The organism is Acinetobacter sp. YH01011, from assembly GCF_013420785.1.
Lineage (GTDB): Bacteria > Pseudomonadota > Gammaproteobacteria > Pseudomonadales > Moraxellaceae > Acinetobacter > Acinetobacter towneri.
Map to the genome: position 1 here is coordinate 224,059 of NZ_VOYG01000003.1, position 24,166 is coordinate 248,224.

At 41.3% G+C, this 24,166-nt stretch carries 19 protein-coding genes and 1 tRNA gene; 10 read left to right on the forward strand and 10 right to left on the reverse strand.

The genetic code is table 11. The annotated features are described in order from the left end of the window. The first annotated feature begins 50 nt into the window (after window positions 1–50). Both greB and FTT78_RS03695 read left to right on the forward strand, forming a co-directional pair. A complete protein-coding gene (greB, locus tag FTT78_RS03690; RefSeq protein WP_004972106.1) occupies window positions 51–548 on the forward strand; it encodes a transcription elongation factor GreB in 498 nt (165 codons plus the stop codon). Between the two features lie 86 nt (window positions 549–634). Beyond that, window positions 635–724 (forward strand) — tRNA-Ser (locus FTT78_RS03695). Between the two features lie 104 nt (window positions 725–828). Here the strand turns inward: FTT78_RS03695 and FTT78_RS03700 are convergent. After that, window positions 829–1,251: a hypothetical protein gene (locus tag FTT78_RS03700; protein WP_179988560.1), complete on the reverse strand. Its 423-nt coding sequence runs from the start codon at window positions 1,249–1,251 to the stop codon at window positions 829–831. Window positions 1,252–1,316: 65 nt separating this feature from the next. On the opposite strand from FTT78_RS03700, the gene FTT78_RS03705 reads away from it, so the two are divergent. After that, the gene (locus FTT78_RS03705; protein WP_225530189.1) at window positions 1,317–2,375 is read left to right on the forward strand and encodes a restriction endonuclease; all 1,059 of its coding nucleotides are present in this window, start codon (window positions 1,317–1,319) and stop codon (window positions 2,373–2,375) included. A 325-nt stretch (window positions 2,376–2,700) separates the two neighbouring features. On the opposite strand, the gene metH is transcribed toward FTT78_RS03705, so the two are convergent. Continuing rightward, window positions 2,701–6,390, reverse strand: coding sequence for a methionine synthase (gene metH / locus FTT78_RS03710; protein ID WP_180043630.1), 3,690 nt, complete (start codon window positions 6,388–6,390; stop codon window positions 2,701–2,703). 497 nt (window positions 6,391–6,887) lie between these two features. Between metH and FTT78_RS03715 the strand changes: the two genes are divergently transcribed. After that, window positions 6,888–8,504 (forward strand): inorganic phosphate transporter, encoded by a 1,617-nt coding sequence (locus tag FTT78_RS03715; RefSeq protein WP_004972047.1) that lies wholly within the window; start codon window positions 6,888–6,890, stop codon window positions 8,502–8,504. 128 nt (window positions 8,505–8,632) lie between these two features. On the opposite strand, the gene FTT78_RS03720 is transcribed toward FTT78_RS03715, so the two are convergent. The 3 genes from FTT78_RS03720 to FTT78_RS03730 form a co-directional block, all read right to left on the reverse strand. Beyond that, window positions 8,633–10,180, reverse strand: coding sequence for a hypothetical protein (locus FTT78_RS03720; protein WP_179991132.1), 1,548 nt, complete (start codon window positions 10,178–10,180; stop codon window positions 8,633–8,635). Between the two features lie 252 nt (window positions 10,181–10,432). Beyond that, window positions 10,433–10,627 carry a hypothetical protein gene (locus FTT78_RS03725; protein ID WP_004972042.1) on the reverse strand — a complete coding sequence of 65 codons (195 nt, stop codon included), beginning with the start codon at window positions 10,625–10,627 and terminating at the stop codon, window positions 10,433–10,435. Between the two features lie 317 nt (window positions 10,628–10,944). Further along, complete coding sequence (locus FTT78_RS03730) at window positions 10,945–11,562, reverse strand: rhomboid family intramembrane serine protease (protein ID WP_004972041.1); 618 nt, start codon at window positions 11,560–11,562, stop codon at window positions 10,945–10,947. A gap of 157 nt (window positions 11,563–11,719) precedes the next feature. Between FTT78_RS03730 and nfuA the strand changes: the two genes are divergently transcribed. Further along, window positions 11,720–12,358 carry a Fe-S biogenesis protein NfuA gene (gene nfuA, locus FTT78_RS03735; protein ID WP_096900978.1) on the forward strand — a complete coding sequence of 213 codons (639 nt, stop codon included), beginning with the start codon at window positions 11,720–11,722 and terminating at the stop codon, window positions 12,356–12,358. A gap of 72 nt (window positions 12,359–12,430) precedes the next feature. Here the strand turns inward: nfuA and FTT78_RS03740 are convergent, their stop codons facing one another. Beyond that, on the reverse strand, window positions 12,431–13,444 hold the full coding sequence (locus tag FTT78_RS03740; RefSeq protein ID WP_180043631.1) for a hypothetical protein: 1,014 nt from the start codon (window positions 13,442–13,444) through the stop codon (window positions 12,431–12,433). Between the two features lie 18 nt (window positions 13,445–13,462). After that, window positions 13,463–14,524 (reverse strand): alpha/beta fold hydrolase, encoded by a 1,062-nt coding sequence (locus FTT78_RS03745; protein WP_026438298.1) that lies wholly within the window; start codon window positions 14,522–14,524, stop codon window positions 13,463–13,465. 299 nt (window positions 14,525–14,823) lie between these two features. On the opposite strand from FTT78_RS03745, the gene FTT78_RS03750 reads away from it, so the two are divergent. Next, window positions 14,824–15,438 (forward strand): carbonic anhydrase, encoded by a 615-nt coding sequence (locus FTT78_RS03750; protein WP_004972031.1) that lies wholly within the window; start codon window positions 14,824–14,826, stop codon window positions 15,436–15,438. A 39-nt stretch (window positions 15,439–15,477) separates the two neighbouring features. Here FTT78_RS03750 and FTT78_RS03755 read toward each other — a convergent pair whose 3' ends face one another. Beyond that, window positions 15,478–16,107, reverse strand: coding sequence for an arylesterase (locus FTT78_RS03755; RefSeq protein WP_234113847.1), 630 nt, complete (start codon window positions 16,105–16,107; stop codon window positions 15,478–15,480). 12 nt (window positions 16,108–16,119) lie between these two features. On the opposite strand from FTT78_RS03755, the gene FTT78_RS03760 reads away from it, so the two are divergent. Both FTT78_RS03760 and FTT78_RS03765 read left to right on the forward strand, forming a co-directional pair. Next, window positions 16,120–16,869 (forward strand): ABC transporter ATP-binding protein, encoded by a 750-nt coding sequence (locus FTT78_RS03760; protein WP_180043632.1) that lies wholly within the window; start codon window positions 16,120–16,122, stop codon window positions 16,867–16,869. A gap of 1 nt (window position 16,870) precedes the next feature. After that, a complete protein-coding gene (locus FTT78_RS03765; protein WP_179993569.1) occupies window positions 16,871–19,360 on the forward strand; it encodes an ABC transporter permease in 2,490 nt (829 codons plus the stop codon). Window positions 19,361–19,406: 46 nt separating this feature from the next. Here the strand turns inward: FTT78_RS03765 and FTT78_RS03770 are convergent, their stop codons facing one another. Continuing rightward, complete coding sequence (locus tag FTT78_RS03770; protein ID WP_004972022.1) at window positions 19,407–20,222, reverse strand: rhomboid family intramembrane serine protease; 816 nt, start codon at window positions 20,220–20,222, stop codon at window positions 19,407–19,409. Window positions 20,223–20,298: 76 nt separating this feature from the next. Between FTT78_RS03770 and mtgA the strand changes: the two genes are divergently transcribed. Together mtgA and ppk1 are read left to right on the forward strand one after the other, a co-directional pair. Beyond that, window positions 20,299–20,973 carry a monofunctional biosynthetic peptidoglycan transglycosylase gene (gene mtgA, locus FTT78_RS03775; protein WP_004972019.1) on the forward strand — a complete coding sequence of 225 codons (675 nt, stop codon included), beginning with the start codon at window positions 20,299–20,301 and terminating at the stop codon, window positions 20,971–20,973. 133 nt (window positions 20,974–21,106) lie between these two features. Then, entirely contained in the window at window positions 21,107–23,188 is a 2,082-nt protein-coding gene (gene ppk1, locus FTT78_RS03780; protein WP_096900973.1) for a polyphosphate kinase 1, read from the forward strand. Between the two features lie 110 nt (window positions 23,189–23,298). Here ppk1 and FTT78_RS03785 read toward each other — a convergent pair whose 3' ends face one another. Then, complete coding sequence (locus tag FTT78_RS03785; protein WP_096900972.1) at window positions 23,299–23,934, reverse strand: LuxR C-terminal-related transcriptional regulator; 636 nt, start codon at window positions 23,932–23,934, stop codon at window positions 23,299–23,301. Window positions 23,935–24,166 lie beyond the last annotated feature (232 nt).

The following is a 24,166-nucleotide window of genomic DNA, read 5'->3' on the forward strand; positions in this document are numbered from 1 at the left end:
AATATAGGATTGATGTTAACCAAATGTAAAAAACCGGCTGCAAAAACACCATGAAATCTAACTTAATTACACGTTCTGGACACGATAAACTCGTGGCAGAGTTACAGCATTTGTGGCATGAAGAACGCCCTGAAATCACCAAAAAAGTAAACTGGGCGGCAAGTCTCGGCGATCGCTCTGAAAACGCAGATTACCAATATAACAAACAGCTTTTGCGTAAAATTGACCGTCGGGTACGTTATTTGGGCAAGCGTTTAGAAGAGCTGCGTATTGTCGATTTTGCACCAGAACAAGAGGGTAAAGTATATTTTGGCGCATGGGTCGAAATTGAAAATGAACAAGGCGAGCAAAAGACCTTGAGAATTGTGGGCGTGGATGAAATTTATGATCATCATCCACAACATATTTCGATTGATTCACCTATGGCTAGAGCTTTGTTGTCTAAACAGGTAGATGATGAGGTGGAAGTGCAGACGCCGTTAGGCAAAAAGAGCTGGTTTATTAATTCGATACGCTATGAAAAGCCTGAAATTGCAGAAAATGACTGATTTTTGATTTTATTTTGAACATTTGGATCATAATTTTTAGAAAATATTTGCCAAGCTGAATTTTTCTTTATATGATAGCCGCCATTGGAAGCGTGGCAGAGCGGTTTAATGCACCGGTCTTGAAAACCGACGAGGGTGTGAGTCCTCCGTGAGTTCGAATCTCACCGCTTCCGCCAAATATCAATGACTTAGCCCTGACATACTCAGGGCTTTGTTGTATTTAGGGTTTATGCAAGGTAAGCCTGTAGTAAGCATAATAAAAACTTGGTTTGAGTTTAAATTATTGTTCAAGACTAAATACAATCTCAAATTGGATACCATCCCAAATAGTTAATTCACCGATCCAATTGGTTTTTGCATTAAATCTTTTAGGGTATTGGCTGCCATCTTTGCCATCTAAAATATTTTGAAAATCCGAGCTTTTATCGAGCATAGCTATAATAGGTCTAATTTTTAATTTTTCTTCTAATGCTAGATCAAGGTTTTTCTTAAATTCATTACGTCCATTACCAGACCATCTATCAATACGGTCACGATAAACCTGTTTTCTTTCAGTTGGATGTTTAGATAATAAAGGTTTATGACCCCATAAACTAACAATTAGCTCATTATTAGAGCTAATTGAAGATACTGACCAGTTCGGATTTTTAAGATCAGCATCAAATTTTTTAAACTCAGAAACGATACCCACAATAATACTCATATTCAAATTAATCCTTATTTAAGATATGCTGAACGGCATAAATTACAAGTATTTAAGGTCAATAAATGTCTGATACTCCGACTGTTTGGGGTGTACACATGGGCGTACATGTTGGAACTGAGCCAGTTGAAAAAAATTACATTGGAATTGGCTGGTCAGAGTTAGGTGATTTAAGTCAGATTGATGCTGATAGGGAAGCCTTTAAATTTGCTTTGCAAGCAAAGCAACCTGATTCTTCAATGCCTTCTATCCGAACTCAGGTAGCCACAATTTACAGATTTATGCATGTGGTAAAAACAGGAGATTATGTGGTATACCCATGCAAATCGGATAGATTGGTCTATATTGGTATTATTAGTGGAGATTATGAGAGAGCTAATTCTGAAGACGAAGATGCTTATTTAAATCGTCGTCCTGTAACATGGCTAACACCTAATGGAGTCCCACGTAACAATTTTTCTCAAGTAGCGTTATATGAAATTGGTGCTTACATTACGTTGTTTGAAATTAAGAAAACAGCAGGTGATTTTTTAAATGCTGTAGGTATTGAATACCAAGCTACAATAAATAAAGACCCAATAGTTGAGTTACAAGAGCAAGAATTAGAACAAGAAGAAATACCCGATGATGAAACAGTAACTAAAGTAATTAATGAAACAGCAAAATATTCAACTGAAGATTTTATTATTCGCAGATTACATCAACATTTAAACGGTTATCAGTTTGAAGAATTTGTCGCTCATTTGCTTGAATGCATGGGGTATGTTGCTAGGGTTACTCAGAGGTCGGGTGATGGCGGTGTTGATGTTATTGCTCACAAGGATACACTTGGCTTCGAACCCCCTATTATTAAGGTTCAATGTAAAAAAACTTTAACATCTAATGGCTTACCTGAAATAAATCAACTTTTAGGTACTCTTGAAGATGGCGAATATGCTTTATTTGTTAATCTTGGAAGTTATAGTAATCAAGCAAAGAGTAAAGCTACGAATAAATCACGGTTAAGACTTATTGATGGTAAAGAGATTGTAGAGTTAATTTATCGTTATTATGAAGATTTTAAACCACAATATAGAGCTTTAATCCCTTTAAAGCAGGTTTTTATTCCTGATATTGGTGACTAATTCCTAGTATCGTCAGGATTTGTTGCCTAAACATTCAGAAGCCGAATTTTCCGAAATCCATTCAAATTTAAGTAACAACTCGGATATGTGGCCTGTCTAAGTCCGTAAATTTATTTAATGTAGTCATACGTACATGAATCTTAAAAGAAAATTCTACTTTTAGATTATTTTATTTTAGGGGGATTACGATCTTCCAATAATTTGATGCAATTTAGCTAAAACTTCCTTTTAACAAAAAACCAGTGAATTTTACAATTCACTGGTTTTTGAAATGACATTATGTAGAGCGCATGGGCCGATGTACTACCCAAGCGGCATAAAGCAATTAATTAATCGAATCATCCAAGTTTGGAGCTAACCAACGCTTCGCTTCATCTAAACTCCAGCCTTTACGCTGTGCGTAATCTTCAAGCTGATCTAACGAGATTTTACCCGCGTTAAAGTACTCAGAAGCAGGGTTGGCATAGTAGAAGCCGCTCACAGATGAAGGCGGCCACATCGCAAAGCTGCTGGTCAGCTGTGTGCCAATCTTTTCAGTCGAACCTAACCAGTTAAACAGTGTGGCTTTTTCAGAGTGCTCAGGGCACGCAGGATAGCCCGGTGCAGGACGAATCCCTACATATTTCTCTTTAATCAGCTCTTCATTGCTTAGCTGCTCATTCGGCTGATAGCCCCAGAATTCTTTACGAATACGCTCATGCAAATGCTCTGCAAATGCTTCTGCAAAACGGTCACCCAAAGACTGCACCAAAATGGCAGAATAATCATCCCCTTTGGCTTTAAACTCATTGGCCATTTCCTCCGCACCAAAAATCGACACGGTAAAGCCGCCCAAGTAATCTTGCCCTTGCTCTGCAGTTGCAACAAAGTCTGCCAAAGACAAGTTTGGTTTGCCTGTGACTTTGTCAGACTGTTGGCGAATATGATGGAAGGTGTGCGTTACTTGATTACGTGCTGCATCATATACTTGTACTGAATCTGCCGCAGAACGGTTGGCAGGGTAAATCCCAAAGACTGCACGTGCATCAAAGCGATTATTTGCAATAATATCTTTGAGCATGGCTTGCGCTTGGTTATATAAGTCGGTTGCAGCTTCGCCCACCACTTCATCTTCCAGAATTTTCGGGAATTTGCCCGCCAAACTCCAAGAAATAAAGAATGGTGTCCAGTCAAAGTATGGCAACAAGGTTTCAAGCGGGTAATTGGTCAGCACTTGTGTACCAATTAATTTTGGTACTGCAGGCGTGTAGTTGTCCCAATCAATTTTTAAACCATTGTCGATGGCTTCTGCATACGACAATTTCGCAGCTTTTGGTTGCTTATTGGCAATACGTTCACGAATTTTAGCGTATTCCGCACGATGCTCTGCAACAAAAGCAGGTTTCATTTCAGGGGAGAGTAAGGTTGTCGCAACACCAACGGCACGCGAAGCATCGGCAACATAAATCACTGCATCATTTGAGAACTGTGGATCAATTTTAACTGCAGTATGTGCTTTAGATGTGGTTGCGCCACCAATCAACAATGGAATGTTAAAGCCTTTACGCTGCATTTCTTTGGCAACAAAAACCATTTCATCTAAAGATGGGGTAATCAGACCAGACAAGCCAATGATATCGACTTTTTCGTCAATGGCAGTTTGCAGGATTTTTTCTGCAGGTACCATCACACCGAGATCGACAATATCGTATCCATTACAGCCCAAGACTACGCCCACAATATTTTTACCAATGTCGTGAACGTCGCCTTTTACCGTTGCCATCAAAACTTTACCTTTAGACTGACCTTCGGTTTTTTCAGCTTCGATGTACGGGTTGAGCCATGCAACGGCTTGTTTCATCACACGTGCAGACTTCACCACTTGTGGCAGGAACATTTTACCTGCACCAAACAAGTCACCAACTACGTTCATGCCATCCATCAACGGGCCTTCAATTACATCTAATGGACGTTTGGCTTTCAGGCGCGCTTCTTCGGTGTCTTCATTAATAAAGGTGGTGATGCCTTTAACTAAAGCGTACTCAAGACGTTTTTCGACAGATTCACTACGCCATTCTAAGTTTTCTTCGGCTTTTTGTGCGCCTGATTGACCACGATATTTTTCTGCCACTTCTAGCAGTTTTTCTGTGGCATCCTGACCGCTTTCACCTTGGTTCTGGTTCAGAATAACGGCTTCAACTGCTTCTTTCAGTTCTTTCGGGATGTCATCGTAAATTGCCAACTGACCTGCGTTGACAATCCCCATGGTCATGCCTTGCTGAATAGCGTGATATAGGAATACCGCGTGAATGGCTTCACGTACAGGTTCGTTACCACGGAATGAGAAAGATACGTTCGATACACCGCCTGAAATCATGGCATGCGGCAGGTTTTGTTTAATCCAGCCTGTGGCTTCAATAAAATCGACTGCGTAGTTGTTGTGTTCTTCAATACCTGTCGCAACTGCAAACACGTTCGGGTCAAAAATAATGTCTTCGGCAGGGAAGCCAACATCATTGACCAAAACGTCATAAGAGCGTTTACAAATTTCGCGCTTACGTGCCACAGTATCGGCTTGTCCGACTTCGTCAAAGGCCATAACAATGACAGCTGCGCCGTATTGGCGGCAGAGGCGGGCTTTTTCGACAAACTCGTCATAACCTTCTTTTAAGGAAATAGAGTTGACAATGGCTTTACCTTGTACGCATTTCAAGCCTGCTTCAATGATTTCCCATTTAGAGGAGTCAATCATGATAGGTACGCGAGAAATATCAGGCTCAGATGCCACCAAGTTCAGGAAGTGCACCATCGCACCTTCTGAATCGAGCATGCCTTCATCCATGTTGATGTCGATGATTTGCGCACCGCTTTCTACCTGTTGACGAGCAACATCTAAGGCTTCGGCAAAGTTTTCTTCACGAATTAAACGCAGGAATTTTTTAGAACCTGTGACGTTGGTACGTTCGCCCACGTTTACAAATAAAGAGTCATCATAAATGTTAAATGGTTCTAAACCACTTAAACGGCATGCAGGTTTAATCTCTGGAATTTTACGCGGTGGAATGTCTTTTACCGCATTGTAAATCGCGCGGATATGATCAGGCGTTGTACCACAGCAACCGCCTGTAATATTGATCAAGCCGCTTTCAGCAAATTCTTTGAGGAAAGCTGCGGTTTCTTCAGGCGTTTCATCATAACCACCAAATGCGTTGGGTAAGCCCGCGTTCGGGTGTGCAGAAACAAACACATCGGCAACGTCTGAAACGGTTTTAACGTGTGGACGCATGGCATCTGCGCCCAAAGCACAGTTAAAACCAATTGAAAGTAAATCGCCATGACGTACCGAGTTCCAGAAAGCTTCTGCAGTTTGACCCGTTAAGGTACGTCCTGAAGCATCGGTAATGGTACCTGAAATCATCAACGGCAATTCACGCCCGAGCTGTTTAAACACTTCTTTGACCGCAAAAATCGCAGCTTTACAGTTTAAGGTGTCAAATACAGTTTCAATGAGCAGGATATCTGCACCACCTTCAATTAAGGCATGCGCAGCTTCAATATAGTTTTCTTTGAGTGCATCAAAGCTAATGTTACGAAATGCAGGGTCGTTTACATTTGGTGAAATTGAACAGGTACGCGATGTTGGCCCAAGTACACCTGCCACAAAACGTGGTTTGTCTGGTGTTGAATATTTTTCACAGGCAGCTTTGGCTAAACGCGCTGCTTCGCGGTTAATTTCTGGAACCAAATCTTCCATGTGATAGTCAGACATAGAAACGCGTGTGCCGTTAAAGCTGTTGGTTTCAATAATGTCTGCACCCGCATCTAAGTAGGCTTCGTGAATACCCTGAATAATGTGCGGTTGGGTCAGTACCAATAAATCATTGTTGCCTTTGAGGTCATGTGCCCAATCTGCAAAACGCTCACCACGATAATCGGCTTCTTCCAATTGATGGCGTTGAATCATAGTACCCATAGCACCATCGATAATTAAAATTCTTTGGGCAAGAAGCGCTTTCAGGGTGGTAAGCGTGGACATAAAAAACCCTTTATGACTGAATCCGAAATGAGCGCTATTTTAGCAGAGTTCGCACGGCTTTCGTGCACTTGAAGCGACTAGAGAGAGTGGAAGTCGTAAAAATAGTGCATAAAGCAGTATTTTTAGGATTTTGCTGTAGCTTTTGAACCTAAATAAAAGTTGTGATGAGGAACATTCTAATTTTGATTTTACTTTGATGCGTCATCGCTTTGTCATATTGCTCAGGCAAAATTGGCTCACGGTAAATTTTGTCTGAAATTTTAGGCAAATATGACAAAGGTGTAACAATCTAAATTTGAGAGAATGGCATAAGAAAAGTAGGTTTATTTATTCTAAGTGTTTAAATTTAAATGTTAATTTTAATTTTATGCACAAAAAAAACAGCTTAAAGTGTGAAAATAAAGTATGAAAGTTGCTTTATATAGCAGCTCTTTGTCATATAATTGTCACAATTTAATTGAACAATAAGGGGATTTTAAATCCTCTTTTCTGCTTGCATGAATTCTAATCCAACTCCTGTAGATTCAGCACACAAGTCGACCACTAAATCGACCAATGTTCATGTGCCTACACCGAAATTTTTTATGCCGGTGTTTTTAACGATCATCGTTTCTACCCTTATTTATATTGGTTTCCAATTGTCTGCGGACTTATCCCACGTGCCTGCGCTAAGCATGTACTCGGTGATTTTATTGGCGACCGCTTTATTCATTGCCTTAGGCTTTGAATTTGTGAATGGTTTCCACGACACAGCTAACGCAGTGGCAACGGTTATTTATACCAATGCCCTGTCTGCACCTGTGGCAGTAATGTGGGCGGGTTTCTGTAACTTCCTTGGGGTGATGGTCGCCAGTGGCGCAGTTGCCTACGGTATTATTGCCTTACTTCCAGTCGAATTGATTATGAATGTCGGTTCAGGCGCAGGCTTTGCCATGGTTTTTGCCATGTTGATTGCCGCGATTGTCTGGAACTTAGGAACGTGGTTTTTCGGTATTCCTGCTTCAAGTTCGCACACTTTAATCGGTTCGATTTTAGGTGTGGGGATTATGAACTACTTGCTGAACTCAGGTGCGGGTGCAAGTGGCGTAGACATGGAACAAGTCATGAAAGTGGGCAAGGCTTTATTGTTCTCGCCACTGATTGGTTTTGCCTTTGCTGCGATTTTGTTCTTCTTGGTGAAAAAAATCTTCAAGAAACAAATGGAGTTGTTCCAGCCACCTGAAGGCAATAAGCCACCACCACCACTGATTCGTGCCATTCTAATTTTTACTTGTACTGGGGTAAGTTTTGCGCATGGTTCAAACGATGGTCAAAAGGGCATGGGTTTAATCATGTTGATTTTGATCGGGATTGTGCCGTTGGCGTACTCGTTAAATAAAGAGTTAGACCAAAACCACATTCAATCGTTCCAACAGCTTTCAACGCAAACAGCTGATGTGATTTATGCACAACATGTCGATATGCCAGATGAAAAAGCACGTCAGGTCATCACTAGCTATATTCAGACCAAAGAAATTACCCCTGAAGTCGTGCCTGCTTTGGCAAGCTTAACTGACCATTTGGGTGAGCGTGTGGGTCAATATGGCAACTTGAAAGATGTGCCTGAAGCTGAAGTAGCAGAAATGCGTAATGATATGTATTTAAGCACGACTTCATTCAAGCGTTTAGACAAAGCCAATGCCTTGCCTGAAATGTCGGAAGAACAGAAAAAAGTGGTTAAAAGCTACCGCAGCCATTTAGATTCATTCTTACAATACATTCCAACTTGGGTCAAAGTTGCCGTTGCCTTAGCACTAGGCTTGGGTACGATGGTCGGCTGGAAACGTATTGTGGTGACTGTTGGTGAACGTATCGGTAAGCAGCACATGACTTATGGTCAAGGTATGTCTGCCGAGCTTGTGGCAATGTCAACTATTGCTGCTGCAGATGGTTTGGGGATGCCAGTTTCAACTACACACGTACTGAACAGTGCGGTGGCAGGTACCATGGTGGCAAATAAATCGGGTCTGAATTTCCAAATGGTGCGTACAATTCTTTCGGCTTGGATTTTCACTTTACCTGCGACAATTTGTTTATCGGGTAGCTTGTTCTGGTTGTTCTTAAAAGTGTTTTAATCCATTCTCAACTTTTTTGAGTGGTTGAAAAAAGCGCTGTGATGATACAGCGCTTTTTTTATACCTGCAGATCAGTCTAGAGAAATATTTGCAGGCAAGTTTTTGAATAGATAGATTAGCGGTTTACATTACTTTTTAAATTTTTGGATGACTTTGTCCAGTGGTAATTTATCTGCAGCAAAGCCATAGAGCGCAGCGAAAGGTAGGGCCGTTCGTGCCAAATACGCCACGCGCCACAATCCACCATGGTTCGCACCTTCCATCATCAATTCGAGCGGATGCTCAAGTTTCACTTCAGGATTGGCTGCCGAGTTTGGATTGCGTAAGTCATGAATCCACAATGCCGCCATAATCGCATTGGTGGTTTCAGGGCTAAATGCTTCAACATCAAACAAACTTGCGCCACTAAATGCTGCTTTGAGTAATGGATTTTTGGTCACAGAGTGTGTGGTGGTCGAAGGTGCAATATTGATGCTGACATGCTGTCCTTGATGACGCGCTAAAATTGCACGCCATTGCTGGATGCGTTTTGCTAAAGCATAGTTTGGCCCTTGTTCAACCACCAAACAGTCGGCAATACCATAATGTTGACCATTGTCTGAAGCAATTAAATTATGCAGATTCTTTTGGAAGAAATGACTGCGTGAAATGGTTTCAATACTTTTGGTGAGTAGCTTTTGCCCTTGTGAACGCTGCTGAAACTTCTCTGCCGATGCGCTAATCACTTCTTCAGGAACGGCATAAACATCGGTTGGGGTACACATAAACATAAGGCTGCTATCAGCTTTGTGTTCGCTGACATATTGCATAATGGCATCCATCGCCATCGCAACACGCACGTGTTTTTCACCATCCAAATAAGCAATGGCTGCTAAATCTAGCGTTTCAGGTTTTTGGGCTAACCAATGTGCAATTTCTGGGGTTTGCGTGAGCAGATTTGCACCCAATTGCTCTGTTAAAACGTCAAATGGAGTATCTGCCGCGAGTTGTGTTGTACTTGGTGCGTATAAGGTAGCATTGCCTTGTTGCACAGTGCTTAAAATTTTATTCCACACACGGCTGTTTGGTAAATCGACTGCAATAATATTGGCTTTCCATTTGGCTAACCATGTGAGTGGCCCTGCTTCTGAAGCTGCACCAAATAGCACCATGTTACGGTCAGACAAATCAAACCATTCAGGATGCGCGATTGCAGCATTTAACGCTTCGGCATGACTTGGTTCAATAATGCCTGCTGCTAGCCAAATTGCAATTTGATCTAGTAGAGCTTGACCTTGTAACTTTTGCCCACGATACGGCACATACCATTCGGGTGCTGCTTGGCTGCTGCCTTGTAATTTAAAGGTATGTAAAGTTTCAGTAGGCAAGAGCATGACATCTTTCAGCACATATTTTTGCTCATGACGATAAAACTCAAAACTTTGATGAGCTTTTCTTAAACCATCTTCTGCAATTTGAATTGCGTTAGCTTGTTCACGAATACCATTGGTCACGAGGGCTTTAAAGTATTTTGGATAGTGTTTACGCCAGTTTTTTTCTGCCAAAGCATCGACTGAGCTTTGATGATCGACTGTGGCTAAGGCTTCGGCAATAATTTGTTTGCCCGTGCTTGAGGTGCTGGGTTTATGATTTTCTGGATGAATTGGAAACTGTAAGCCATCGTAAGAAGTGGACATGCAAAAACTCGCAAACTAAATTGAAATTAATATACAGATGTATACATTATCTATGCCAAGTTGCGATATGGGGTAGCAAAAACTACCAAAATTGAGTGAAATTTGAATAAAAAAACCTTCACGAAGTGTAAAGGTTTTTAATGTGAATGAAATGTTGTTGAGATTTAAAGGTTAGTGTTTAAATGTCTAGGTTCGAATCATAAATGAGTCTGATGCTGTATCAACAATGTTTTATTCACTCAGACCAACAGCTTAACAACGTCCTTTTTTCGCCTGACCTGGAGGACAAAAATCACCATCACCATGCGGATGTTGGTGTGGATAATAGCCTTTCGGGTAGATCGTGCGGTCAGGATCAATCACCACACTGCCTTCAGGGGTATGTACGGCACAGGCGCTTAATCCTAGACTGAGTAACAGGGCGCTTAGAAGTGCAAACTTTTTCATGGCTGACTCCTGATTGCTTGATAGTTTTAGTCTTTATATTCTTAGTATAAGTGCTTGTCGAGTAACTGCATGTTATTTGTTGTGTGCTTTATGCTGTATTGGATCATTCAGATGCTTTCATCAATCAAAAATACTTATCAGCAGTTCATAAAATGACGATTGAAAGTCGTTTTTCCCAATGAGAGAGGCTGAAGATGAGAGGCAATAAATGATGGTGTTAAGCGGATTTATGAAAGCAGTCTATTGACGGATTTGAAAATTCTTTAAAGTAGCAACGACTCAGTGGTAGATGTACCGAGTCGTTATAGTTTCAAAAGTTAAAACGGCAGTTGCGCCAGTTTATTCAGGAAGTGAGGCAAGATGCGTGGTTCAATTAAAATAGTCACAATCACACCATAGGCCGCACCCCATAAATGCGCACTGTGATTAATATTGGAATTGCCGCGTTTACCCGACCAAATGCTATACGCTACATACAGTATTGCAAAAATAATGGCAGGCACTGGAATAAAGAACACGAAAATCAACTTCCACGGCTCAAACAAAATATAGGCAAACAACACCGCAGATACAGCACCAGATGCGCCTAAGCTGGCCCAACGATGGTCATTTTTATGCTTTAAATAACTTGGAATAATCGCGGCGATTAAACCACCCAAATAGAATAAAACAAAGCCTAAATCATAGACGTATTGGCGATAAAAACTTTCAATAATGCTGCCAAAGAAAAACAGGGTAATCATATTGAACAGCAAATGCGCACCATCGGCATGCACAAAACCATGGGTAATGAAGCGGTCATATTGACCACGTTGCATAGCAGGCGGCCAAAAAATCAGACGATTCATTAATTCTTGTTTGGAAAACGCCAACATAGACACAATGACCGTAATAATGATAATGGTCACGGTATGATTAAAAGGTAAATCGAGCATAAACGCCTATTCTTTTACTTGAATTCTGCTGTAATAATGCATCAAAACTGAGTTTGAGTCGAACTTTAGGAATAAATCCGACAATTTTGGTTGATTTTTTTTTATTCCCCCGCATCTTCAGTTAAAATAGCCACTTCAGCTTGAGGAAATTATTGTTATGTCGACTGAGAACAGCAGCACAGCAGTTGTAGATGAAATTCCAAACTTATTGATTACGCCAACTGCTCAAGAGTATTTGAAGGATTTATTGGCAAAGCAAAATACACCGGGTATTGGTGTGCGTGTTTTTGTGGAAAATCCTGGTACACCGCGTGCTGAATGTTGCATGGCTTATAGTGCGCCCGATGAAGTTGTACCTACAGACTACAAACAGGAATATCCAGACTTTCCTGCATTTATTGATACGCCGTCTATTCCGTATTTATTGGATGCCGTAATTGACTACAACAAAGACCGTTTTGGTGGTCAATTGACTTTCCGTGCACCGAACTCAAAAGTGCCACGCGTAGGCCCAGATGCTTCAGTAGAAGAACGCATTACTTATGTTTTACAGTCTGAAATTAACCCAGGTTTAGCAGGGCATGGTGGTAACTGTGCTTTGGTTGAAGTGGTTGAAGATGAAGAACACGGCTTAACTGCAGTATTGAAATTTGGTGGCGGTTGCCAAGGATGTTCAGCGATTGATGTGACTTTAAAGCAAGGTGTTGAAACAACCTTGAAACAACACGTACCTGAATTGATGCGTGTGGTGGATCAGACTGACCACAGTCAATCTGAAGGTGCTTATTTTAAATAAGCTCTAAGCCTCGCTTAAAAATAACCTCCTAAATTTCAGGAGGTTATTTTTATCTGAAATTGTCAACAGACCCTATTCATTCGTTTGTAGATTTAAAATTTGTTGTGTTTTTTCAGAATAATAAAATTTCTCTAAATAATGGCGCGCACGTTGCTTTAAATAGCCTTCAGCGATCATTTTTTGAATGACTGGATTTAACAGTTGTTGTAATTGTTGTTGGACTAGCGCTTCATCAATGTTTAAGTCGTGCAATAACAAGTCAAAAGGGCGCGCCTGATTGCGTACATACCACGCATAAACCCCATCATGCACTTGCTGTTTCAAATAGTCACTTTGGCGTAAATGATCCCAAATTTCATGTCCTAAATTGACAGTTTGGGATAGGTCTTGTACTTCAATATAATTTTTTAAAACGGAAAGTGGCAAGTCTTTAACTGTGTGCCATAAATTGGCTTGGAAGTGATACAGTTTTTCCTCATCAAAATGTTGATTAAGCACCGACTCGCTCATTTGAGTCAGCTTCTGCACATTTTTTTGCAAATAATGCTGAATGGTCTGGTCTAAATTGGTATCGGTAACGCTTTCCAAAACCGATTTACCCATTTTCATAAAACGCGATACGCCAGGCACGCTTTTGGCGATCACCGAATTATCCATATAATCCTGAATGGAGTGTTGAATGAGTTGGGTAATCATGGCGGCAAAGGCAGGATTATTCACCACGGCTTTAATCAAACGCTGACGATGTCCACTTTTACTTGCAACATATTGTGCAATTTTGTCGATGGTCAGCACAGGTATCACATCGGCAATTTTACTGCTGTCATTAACAGGGTGTACCAGTGCAAAACGAATATGCTCAGCAATTTGTTCCACTAAAAATGAACTGGCAGGTGTATTTAAAATTTGATGTTGAATCAGTTGATGAATGGCTTCAGATGTCCATAAATCTTGTAAGCTTTGTTTGCGAAACCATTGGTAAACCTGCATAAATTCAGTTTGTACCATTTCACTTTGGTTAAATTCTTGATCTAAAAAATCAAGCTGAGCTTCAATTAGTTGCTCAATGATGGGATGTTTCTGCATGAAGGTTTTATATAATAATTAATTTAGAGGAATCAGTTTATCAGCAAGTGGGTTTTTTAGGTTCTGAGTTTTAGCCAGAAACGGCAAATAATATTGTGCGACTTGTTTTTCAGCTTCCAATAACGGCATGTGTCCAACATTATTAAGAATCACAGGTGTTTCGGCGCGTTTGAGTAAAGATTGTAATTCCTTCGCCACTTCAACATTAATAATGCGATCTTGCTTACCCCATAAAATCAGGGTCGGTGCTTCAATTGATCCTGCTAAACGTGCAAATGAGTCTGGAGTATAAATACGGTTGAGTTTGACAATTTGCTCAATTGCTTTACGGGTTTGTTCTGAGCGAGAAATCAGGACTTCTTCTTGCGCATGTTGAATTTGTGAGGTCATGGCAGGCGGGCTTTGCATGATTTGTTTGGCGACGTCGGCTAAATCGCCATGTTTGCTCACAATTAAGTCATTTAAAGATAATGGATTTTTGGTGTAAGGCGTATTAGCAAGTTTATAAATGCCTGCACTATTGAGTAAAAATAAACTTTGCGTATCAAAAGGATATTGCGAGGCATACACGGTTGCAATTGAGCCGCCTAAAGAATGTCCTGCCACGTGTAAGTTTTCTTCACAGTCAATTGCTTCAATAAATTGACGCAGTTGTGAAGTTACATTCGGAACTGAATTATCAAAATTGCTTGGAGTTTTGGTGTCACCGCTATTGGGTAAATCTGGAATAATCACATGATAATGTGGGGTTAAAAATTGCGCGACACGGTTCCAATTATCACGTGTGCCTGCCAAACCATGAATCAATAAAATTGTGGGTTTGCTGTGCGAGCCACCTTCGTTATAGCTCCAGACGACATCTCCAACACGAATGCTTTTAGAGCTTAGTCCTGCTTGTTTGCGCTGTTGCTGAAAATGATTTTGTAATAGTTTAAGTTCAGTTGCGTTGCTGTTACTGGCGTTATTGTTTTTTGTGAAGGTATATGGATTGGGCGCAGCGCTTTGCACAAGGCAAGATGTACTTAGTCCCAAAGCCAATAAAGTCGTATGTAGATAACGTGATCGAATAAATTTCATCATGAAAACGTCTTCCCCTGACGAACCCAAAACAGGCTCCAATAATGATAGGCACTAGCTCTTAGGTCTAATTGCACAAGTGTATTCTGTCTATTGTAGGCGTTTAAAAATGAAAGTCATCCCTTGCTTTTTTGATCAAAGCTTTGAAATTGGTAGAAAATGTGACCTATCTCAATAAAAAGTGAAAAAATTTATAACAAAAATGAATAAAGAAAAGCGCAGCTGCATATTTTTTTGCAAGTGACATTCATAAAAACTGGCTTTAGAATATCGCAACTTCAAAGATGGGTGGTAAATCAAGAATGCTAACAGCTCAAGAAGCTTTAGAACGTCTTAAACAAGGAAACCAACGTTTTGTTTCTGGTGATACCAGACATCCGAAGCAATTGTCGCACCAACAGCGTGCAGAAATGGCAGAAGACCAAAATCCATTTGCCATTATTTTAGGATGTTCAGATTCACGTGTTCCTGCAGAAATGGTATTTGACCAAGGATTGGGTGATCTTTTTGTAATTCGTGTTGCGGGCAATGTGGTTGCGCCATCACAGGTAGGTAGTGTTGAATTTGCGGCAGAGCGTTATGACTGTGCTGTGGTTGTTGTCTTAGGACACAGTCACTGTGGTGCAATTCAAGCGACAATTGATACTTTAATGTGCCCAGACTGTCCACCATCGGCAAATTTAATGTCGATTGTGAACCGTGTTCGCCCTTCAGTTGAAACCTTAATGCAGACTGAACTGAAAAATGATTTGGCGAAATTGTCTAAGCATGCAGTACGTTCCAATGTATTTGCATCGGTAAATCAATTGCGTCATGGTTCAGCAGTTTTAGAAAACCTGATTGAACAAGGTCAGTTGAAAGTAGTCGGTGCAGAATATTCACTGGAAACAGGTGAAGTGGTTTTTTTTGATTTTTAATCCGAACCGCACAGCAATTAGATTTTCCTCAAAGGCGCTTTATAAAGCGCCTTTGATATATGGATAAGCATTATTTAGCAAAATAGGCTGAGCTTTGGCATTTGGATGAATTAAATCTTTTTGCATCAATTGCTTATTGCCCGCAATACCTTCCATAAAAAATGGCAGTAATTTGACTTTATATTGCTGACTCACCACTTTATAGTTATTTTCAAATGCTTTGCTATACGCCGAGCCGTAATTTGGCGGCATTTTCATCCCAAAAATCACCACTTTCGCTTTGGCTTTTTGGCTATGCTGAATTAAGTTCGCTAAATTTTTTTGAATCATTTGTGGCGGTTGTCCACGCAAGCCATCATTTCCGCCTAACTCAATGACTACAACGTCTGGACGATGGGTCTGCAGCAATTTAGGCAGACGCGCCAAAGCACCACTGGTGGTTTCGCCACTGACACTTGCATTGACCACTTTATGCTGTTTCGGATACTGTTGTTCTAAACGTTTTTGCAATAAGTGAACCCAACCTTGTTGTGGTTGTATGCCGTAACCTGCACTTAAGCTGTCACCTACAATCATAATGGTTTTTGCAGATACCACGAGTGGGCTGAAACATAGTCCGAGCAGCAACACACGCGGGAAGACACGACTAGTTAGATTGCGATTTTGCATAATGGGAAACGTATGACTCAAAACACTAAAGAATCTAATATCATGCCACAAACGATTATTTCTGCCCAAAATTTGACACAAAAGATACAACTTGCACAAAAACAATTGACCATTTTTGAGAATTTAAACTTCGATATTCAGGAAGGTGAACAAGTGGCCATTACAGGTCGTTCGGGTTCAGGAAAATCGACCTTATTGGGTATTTTGGCAACTTTAGATCAAGCCAGTAGTGGAAAATTGCTGATTTGTGGTGAGTCGATTGCAGAATTAAATGAAGAACAACGTGCAGAAGTTCGTTTAAAGCATATTGGTTTTGTGTTTCAGTCTTTTCAGTTATTGCCGCATTTGACGGCACTGGAAAATGTGATGTTGCCACTACGTTTGCAGGAAAAATTTAAATATGCAGAAGCTGAACAAAAAGCGCTGAATTTGCTGAAACGTGTCGGTTTAGAGCGTCAGGCACAGCAAACGCCGAAAGTGCTTTCGGGAGGTGAGCAACAACGTGTCGCCATTGCACGCGCTTTAATTCGTGAACCTAAAATTATTTTTGCCGATGAACCGACAGGAAACTTGGATGGGGAAACTGCAACTGAAATTGAGCAATTGTTATTTGAATTGAACCGCGAGTTGGGCACAACCTTGGTGTTGGTCACGCACGACCCGAAACTGGCGGCACAATGTCAGCGTCACTATGCCTTAATTGATGGGCAATTGGTTGAGCAATTTGCAGCTAAGCCAACTGCTGCCATAACAGGAGGATGAAATGAACGCATTATTTCATCCGCTGTTAAAGCAGAGTTTTAAAAGCAGTGGTGTATATTTACTGATTATTGCGCTGACTTTAGCGATTAGTGCGACCACGGCCTTAAAGTTTAGCAATGAACAAATTCAAAATGCGGTAGCGTTGCAAGCGGCAGAAATGTTGGCGGGTGATTTAGTCCTGAGTGACAATGAGCCCATTGCGCAAGACTGGCAGGATCAGGCGACTGCACATCAGTTACAACAGTCGCATGTGACTGTATTTAGTTCGATGGCACATACTCAAGCGCAATTTGTGATGGTGAATGTCAAAGCGATTGAGCACAATTTTCCGTTACGTGGTGAATTGAGGGTGAGTCCTGCAGCGGACAAGATTCAATCTGGTGAAATTTGGCTCAGCCAACGTGCCATGGATTTGCTTCACGTTAAACTTGGTGAAACGGTGAATATTGCCGATGCAGCATTTACCGTGACTGCCAAAATTGAACATGATTCTAATCAGGAACTCGGTTTTTCAGGTTTTTCGCCGACAGTAATTATTTCACAGGCCGATGTGGCACGTACCCACGCGATTCAAGTGGGTAGCCGCATAGATTACCGTTTGTTGTTGGCAGGCAGCGCCAAAGATACACAAAATTTTGAGCAGTATTTTAAAACACATACACAACAGCCTGCACAGGCACAGCAAACGGCCAGCCCTGAACAAAACTTTGAAGAACAAAGTAGTTTAAGACTACGCAATGCCAGTGAAGGCAATACTCGCTTAATGCGCCCCATTGCCAATTTAGATACCTTTTTACAGTTAGCGAATATCCTGACCATTTTATTGTGTGGGATTGCGATTGGTTTGACCAGTCAGCGCTATGTGCAACAAAATCAGGATCATATCGCCTTATTACGTTGTATTGGTGCAAGTAAACGACAAATTTTAGCCGCTTATTTGGCTTTGCTTGCTTTGGTCTTAATTATCGCTATGGGCATTGGCAGTATTTTGGGCGTGACCTTGGGCTATGCTTTGTTGCAAATCATGCTGCAACTGATTCCGCACCTGGAAATTCAATTTTCAGCCATGGCAATGTTGCTTGGGCCATTGCCAATCGCCATGCTGACCAGTGCTGTGGTGTTGTTGGGTTTTGTGCTGCCTAATTTATTGCAATTGCTGAATACCGCACCGATTCGCGTGATTCGCCAACAAGACAAAAGCATGCGCGCTTGGTGGTGGATGTTGCTTACAGGGACGCTAAGTCTAATCGTATTTTGTGTGGTCTTGACCGAAAGTTTAGTGCTTAGTACATGGGTGATTGGTGCGATTATTGCGCTGTGCGTATTGCTGTATGGAGTGGTGTGGAGTTTATTAAAATTATTGCGTCATTCTAAAGGCAGACTCGCAGCGTATATTCGTGCGCCTGCTGTCACGGCATTTCAAATTACTGCATTGGCTTTAGGATTAAGTTTAATTACGGTACTTGCAGTGTTGCGTACCGACCTGCTAGATCGTTGGCAGCAGCAATTGCCCGAAGGAACACCCAATCAGTTTGTTTACGGCTTGCCACCGTTTGATATGCCTGAGTTTCAACAACAATTAACGCAGCAGCAGTGGCACAGCACGCCACTTTATCCAAATATACGCGGGCGTTTGGTCGCCAAAAATGATCAACCTTTTGCCGACGCCTTAATTCAGCAAAGCAATACGTTAAGACGCGAACTCAACCTGACACAGTCTGACCGTTATCCTGCCGATAATATCATTGTAAATGGGCAAGCCAATTTCAGTGCAGTGGGACAAGTGTCAGTAGAAGCAGATACGGCTGCCGAGTTGGGCATTCAAATTGGTGATCGACTCAGTTTTAGTTTGCCTGAAGGCATACTTGAAGCCGAAGTGATTAATCTGCGTACGGTGGAGTGGGAAAGCTTTAGTCCAAATTTTTTCTTTATTTTTTCACCGCACACTATGGATGAAAATGCAGGCAGTTATTTGGGCAGTTTCTATGTGCCTGAAGCAGATAAACCGAAACTAATTCAATTGATTCAGCAATTTGCCAACACAGTGTTTATTGATGTCAGCCTAATTTTGGATGAAATTAAACGCATTGTGAATGTGTTGGTGCAGATCATCACCATTTTAGCCATTTTGGTGAGTGTGTCTGGGCTGTTGGTATTAATCGCGTGTTTAAACTTGCTGATGGATGAGCGCAAACGCGAAGTCGCATTACTGCGTTCTTTTGGTAGTTCTAAACAAAAACTCAAACGTATGTTGAGTCTGGAAATCGGTTTTATGGGCTTTATAGCGGGAATGGTGGCGTGTTTATTTGCCGAAGTCATTAGTGCTGTTGCCAGTTACCGCATGGATTTAATGCTGCAACCACATTGGGAAATCTGGCTGATTTTGCCTGTATTTATGACCGTGCTGTGTGCCTTGATTGGACGTTATCGTTTAAGTTATTTATGCGATATTCCGCCACTGCAAAGTTTAAGGGAGATGAATCAGTCCTGATTCATCTCTAGTTGATGTTGTTTTACTTGCTGTAAAGGTTGATTGTTCAACCCAGACTGCGTTGCATCATGCTAAGCAGTTCTTGCCAAAGGGGTTGAATTGGAGCAAGCAGTTTATGGCAATACCAGTAAAATGCAGCACAACCCAATGGTGCAAGGAGCATCGCAAAACTGTTCACTAAGTTACTGTGTTTGCTGCGTTGTCCAAGGTACCAAATGAGTGTCATGGCTGCGCCCATGAGCATGCCGCCAATATGTGCAGCATTATTAATGCCACTGATCATAAAGCCCATACCTAAGTTCAGTGCCATCACCATCACCAAAGTCTTGCCATCCAACAGAAATTTTTGGCGAGGTAATTGGGGCAATAACGCCAATACCGTCAGTGCAGCTCCAAGTCCCATCACTGCACCCGATGCACCTGCACCCACGCTAGGTAACAGCTTTGGATTAGCGACACCTTGTTCGAGCAGGGTATAGCTGTCTTGAATGCTGACATAGCCACTAAGCAGGCTACCCATCAAACCTGCGCAAACATATAACACTATAAAATAGACACGCCCAAACAACTGTTCACTGACGCTGCCAAAAATATACAAGGCCCACATATTTAACATTAAATGTACTAAACCGAAATGAAAAAACATGCTGCTGAACAGGCGAATGGGTTCCGCCAAAAAGGTTAAAGGTGCATAATCAGCACCCCAGCGTATTGCATCTTGCGGGCTAGGATTGCTAATGTTCATGCCGTTGAGCACTTGCCATGCAAACAAAGCCACGTTTATTGCAATCAGGGCTGCGGTAATCCACCACAGGTGAATTTCAACTTTATTGTTGCGCAGGTTTGGGGGATGTTGGGACATATATTTGAATATTGTGTCGTAGTGATCAATCTAAGCTTAACACGAAAAAATAACGCTTCAGGAGCCATGCACCAAGATGAAAGCTTTTTTTATACGAACTTTGTTAATTCTTGTTAGTGTGGTGCTTTTGGTTCAATTATGGATTTTTAGCAGCTTGGTGTGGTGGCGTACGCAGCCTGTGCAATCGACCATGATGATGCGTTTGGATTATTGGGCTGAACCGAGTAAGCCTATACAACATCAATGGCGCGACTATGACCAACTCAGTGATAATTTAAAGCGAGCTGTGGTGACTGCCGAAGATGGCAAATTTATGCAACATCATGGCTTTGACTGGGAAGGTATTCAAACTGCGCTGGAACGGAACAAAGATGAAGGCAAGGTTGTTGCAGGTGGTTCCACAATTTCTCAGCAGCTCGCCAAGAATTTGTTTTTATACAATAAGCGATCTTTTTTGCGTAAAGGGCAAGAAGTTGTGGCGACATGGATGATGGAACGCATGTGGTCAAAGCAGCGTATTTTAGAGGTCTATCTCAACTCGGTAGAATTTGGCGATAATATTTATGGTGCCGAAGCTGCGGCACAGCATTATTTTGGCAAAAGTGCAAAAAGTTTAAGCCGTGATCAAGCAATTTTCTTGGCTGCGATTTTAACCAATCCAAAATATTTTCAGGAACATCGTAATGCGGGGGCATTAAAAGCCCGTAAACAGATGGTGCAGCGCTATATGCGTTATGCGGAAATTCCCTAAATTGAGCGAAAACAAACTATAAAATGTGAAAATATCCACAAAGCCTAATTTTTTAGGCTTTTTTTATGAAAATGTCACAAAATTGAAGCATACTTGTAGCAGTGCCAAACATTTTAAAAAAGCATAGGTGGGTATGAATACGGCAACAGGCGCGACTCCTGCGCAAACAGAATATACATATAATGATCGCTACATTAACCGCGAACTGTCTATTTTAGATTTCCATTTACGCGTGCTTGAGCAAGCTGTCGATCCGTTGCATCCTTTGTTGGAACGCATGAACTTCCTGCTGATTTTTTCACGTAACTTGGATGAGTTTTTTGAAATTCGTGTTGCGGGCATGATGGAACAATTGGACTTGGGCAATGAAAGCCGTAGTCCAGATGGTTTAACCCCTAAGCAGGTGTTAGATCAAATTTCTAAAACAGCACATGCTGCTATTGAACGCCAGTACCGTATTTTAAATCAGGAAATTTTGCCAAAATTACGTGAAGAAGACATTTGTTTCTTACGTCGTGGTGAATTAACCCCTGCACAATCGGCATGGGTGAAAAAATATTTCCAAGAGCAAGTTGCCCCTGTATTAACCCCAATTAGCCTAGACCCTGCACATCCATTTCCACGTTTGGTCAATAAAAGTCTGAATTTTATTGTGACTTTAGAAGGGAAAGATGCTTTTGGTCGTCAAATTGATTTGGCGGTTGTTCCTGCACCACGTTCATTACCACGTGTAGTTCGTTTACCCGATGAACTTACAGGCGGTAAAGAGCACCACGTCATGCTTTCAGCAATTATTCATGAGCATGTGTCTGACTTATTCCCGGGCATGACTGCGACTGGATGCTATCAATTCCGTGTGACCCGTAATGCAGATTTGGCCTTAAATGAAGATGTAGAAGACTTGGCCAAAGCCCTAAAAGGCGAATTAAACTCACGCCGTTTTGGTCGTGCGGTACGTTTAGAAGTAACGCACAACTGCCCGAAAGCCATTTATGATTATTTGCTAGATGAGTTCGATCTTGAAGAAGAACAACTTTATAAAGTAGATGGCCCAGTGAACTTGGCGCGTTTATTGTCTAATTTTAAACGTCCACATTTACGTTATGATTCACATACACCCGCCATTCCAAAGGTGTTAAAAAAGTCTGAAAATATTTTTTCAGCGATGCAAAAGCAAGACATTTTATTACACCATCCGTTTGAATCTTTTGCACCCGTGATTAACTTGCTGCGTGAAGCTGCACGTGATCCACAAGTCTTGGCAATCAAACAAACTTTATATCGTAGTGGCGCAGATTCTGAAATTGTACAAGTGCTTGCAGAGGCTGCACGAAACGGTAAAGAAGTGACTGCGGTGATTGAACTGCGTGCACGTTTTGATGAAGAATCTAACATTGCTGTGGCTAACGTGTTGCAAGAAGCGGGCGCTGTGGTTGTGTACGGTATTGTGGGGTATAAAACCCACGCCAAAATGATTTTGGTGGTGCGCCGTGAAAATAATAAATTGGTGCGTTATGTACATTTAGGCACAGGTAACTACCACGCAGGCAATGCGCGTATTTATACCGACTATGGTTTACTGACCACAGACAAAGAGCTGTGTGAAGATGTGCATCGTATTTTCCAAGAGCTAACAGGCATGGGTAAAATGGCAAAACTGAAAAAGTTGTTGCATGCACCATTTACCCTGCACGCACAGTTGGTGAATTATATTGATGAAGAAATTGCCAATGCTAAAGCAGGTAAGCCCGCACAAATTATTGTGAAAGTGAATGCACTGACTGAAATGCAATTGATCAATAAATTGTACGAGGCGTCTCAGGCGGGTGTGCAAATTGATCTCATCATCCGTTCAATTTGCTGCTTGCGCCCAGGTTTGCCGGGCTTATCGGAAAATATCCGTGTGCGTTCGATTGTCGGACGTTTCCTTGAACATACCCGTGTCTATTATTTCTCTAATAATGGCAATCCACGTATTTATTGTTCAAGTGCTGACTGGATGGATCGTAACTTATTTAACCGCGTTGAAGCGTGTTTCCCAATTGAAGATCCAGCTTTGAAAAAGCGTATTTATGAGCAAGGTTTATTGACCTACATGCAAGACAATCAACAGGCGTGGCTGTTGCAGGGTGATGGAACTTGGGTGCGTGTAAAAGCAGCTGAGGGTGAAGAACCACACAATGCGCAGCGTATCCTGACCGATAGTATTGTTTAGTTTCAAACATTTATAACAGGTAAAAAGAGCGATGCCAGACATCGCTCTTTTTTTGTTTCTAATATTTATTTAAGACTTATATTTTTGATTGATATTTATTGATCAATAATTTAAGAAAAACAGCACATCGCATCATCCGCATTCATAATTTTGCGATAAATACTTTTCACATAACCATGCACCAGTTGTTCTGAAGCATTCAGGTTGGCAGCAACTTGTTGTGAAGGTAAACCTTGTCCTGAAAGCGCCAATATTTCATGTTCAGTTTTAGAGAGTGCCAAAGAATGACCATGTGCGACAATGGATTGTTCGCAGGCTAAGATTTCATTGGCTAAGTTGCCGTCTAGCGGTGAGCCGCCACGTAAAATGGTGCGAATCTGGTTTTGCATGCCTGTTGCAGATTGGTCGCTAAAGACATAGGCTGAAATGCCTAAATGAATAGCTTGTAGCAATTGTTTTGGCATACTTGAAGGCAGCACCGCCACAATTAAGGTATCTTTACGGAAAAGTTTGAGATTTTGGATAAAATCAATTTGAGCTTTTGACCAAGACTGTAAATTGATAAATACCAAATTAGGCAAATGTTGCTGCACCATCAGCACTGCATTTGCGAGCGATGGGCTGCAAAGTAGAACCTCTTTAGGGTAGCCAAAATTTTGTAAAATGTGGCTTAAATTTTGTGATGCTTCTACCTGATCATCAATCAGCAGAACAGGCACAGGTAAAACGAGATCTCTGTGAATCATGACAAATACTCCTGTGCTGTTCTATAAATAATTTTGATAAATAGATTGTGCGTGATATTGCTGTAACTGAATATCCTTAAATATAGTGATTTTTATATAAAAAGGCTCTGTACACGACAAAAATAGATAACTCATTGAAATAATGTCACAATAATTGTTTTCTAACGACGAATACTATGACACATCTCAATGAGTTATATCTTATCTTAAACAAATCTCTAAAATGGAACAA

Excerpts from the sequence above, each read along its gene's own strand:
- greB (WP_004972106.1), top strand. The coding sequence starts at position 51 with ATGAAATCTAACTTAATTACACGTTCTGGACACGATAAACTCGTGGCA.
- FTT78_RS03700 (WP_179988560.1), bottom strand. The coding sequence starts at position 1,251 with ATGAGTATTATTGTGGGTATCGTTTCTGAGTTTAAAAAATTTGATGCT.
- FTT78_RS03705 (WP_225530189.1), top strand. The coding sequence starts at position 1,317 with ATGTCTGATACTCCGACTGTTTGGGGTGTACACATGGGCGTACATGTT.
- metH (WP_180043630.1), bottom strand. The coding sequence starts at position 6,390 with ATGTCCACGCTTACCACCCTGAAAGCGCTTCTTGCCCAAAGAATTTTA.
- FTT78_RS03715 (WP_004972047.1), top strand. The coding sequence starts at position 6,888 with ATGAATTCTAATCCAACTCCTGTAGATTCAGCACACAAGTCGACCACT.
- FTT78_RS03720 (WP_179991132.1), bottom strand. The coding sequence starts at position 10,180 with ATGTCCACTTCTTACGATGGCTTACAGTTTCCAATTCATCCAGAAAAT.
- FTT78_RS03725 (WP_004972042.1), bottom strand. The coding sequence starts at position 10,627 with ATGAAAAAGTTTGCACTTCTAAGCGCCCTGTTACTCAGTCTAGGATTA.
- FTT78_RS03730 (WP_004972041.1), bottom strand. The coding sequence starts at position 11,562 with ATGCTCGATTTACCTTTTAATCATACCGTGACCATTATCATTATTACG.
- nfuA (WP_096900978.1), top strand. The coding sequence starts at position 11,720 with ATGTCGACTGAGAACAGCAGCACAGCAGTTGTAGATGAAATTCCAAAC.
- FTT78_RS03740 (WP_180043631.1), bottom strand. The coding sequence starts at position 13,444 with ATGCAGAAACATCCCATCATTGAGCAACTAATTGAAGCTCAGCTTGAT.
- FTT78_RS03745 (WP_026438298.1), bottom strand. The coding sequence starts at position 14,524 with ATGATGAAATTTATTCGATCACGTTATCTACATACGACTTTATTGGCT.
- FTT78_RS03750 (WP_004972031.1), top strand. The coding sequence starts at position 14,824 with ATGCTAACAGCTCAAGAAGCTTTAGAACGTCTTAAACAAGGAAACCAA.
- FTT78_RS03755 (WP_234113847.1), bottom strand. The coding sequence starts at position 16,107 with ATGCAAAATCGCAATCTAACTAGTCGTGTCTTCCCGCGTGTGTTGCTG.
- FTT78_RS03760 (WP_180043632.1), top strand. The coding sequence starts at position 16,120 with ATGACTCAAAACACTAAAGAATCTAATATCATGCCACAAACGATTATT.
- FTT78_RS03765 (WP_179993569.1), top strand. The coding sequence starts at position 16,871 with ATGAACGCATTATTTCATCCGCTGTTAAAGCAGAGTTTTAAAAGCAGT.
- FTT78_RS03770 (WP_004972022.1), bottom strand. The coding sequence starts at position 20,222 with ATGTCCCAACATCCCCCAAACCTGCGCAACAATAAAGTTGAAATTCAC.
- mtgA (WP_004972019.1), top strand. The coding sequence starts at position 20,299 with ATGAAAGCTTTTTTTATACGAACTTTGTTAATTCTTGTTAGTGTGGTG.
- ppk1 (WP_096900973.1), top strand. The coding sequence starts at position 21,107 with ATGAATACGGCAACAGGCGCGACTCCTGCGCAAACAGAATATACATAT.
- FTT78_RS03785 (WP_096900972.1), bottom strand. The coding sequence starts at position 23,934 with ATGATTCACAGAGATCTCGTTTTACCTGTGCCTGTTCTGCTGATTGAT.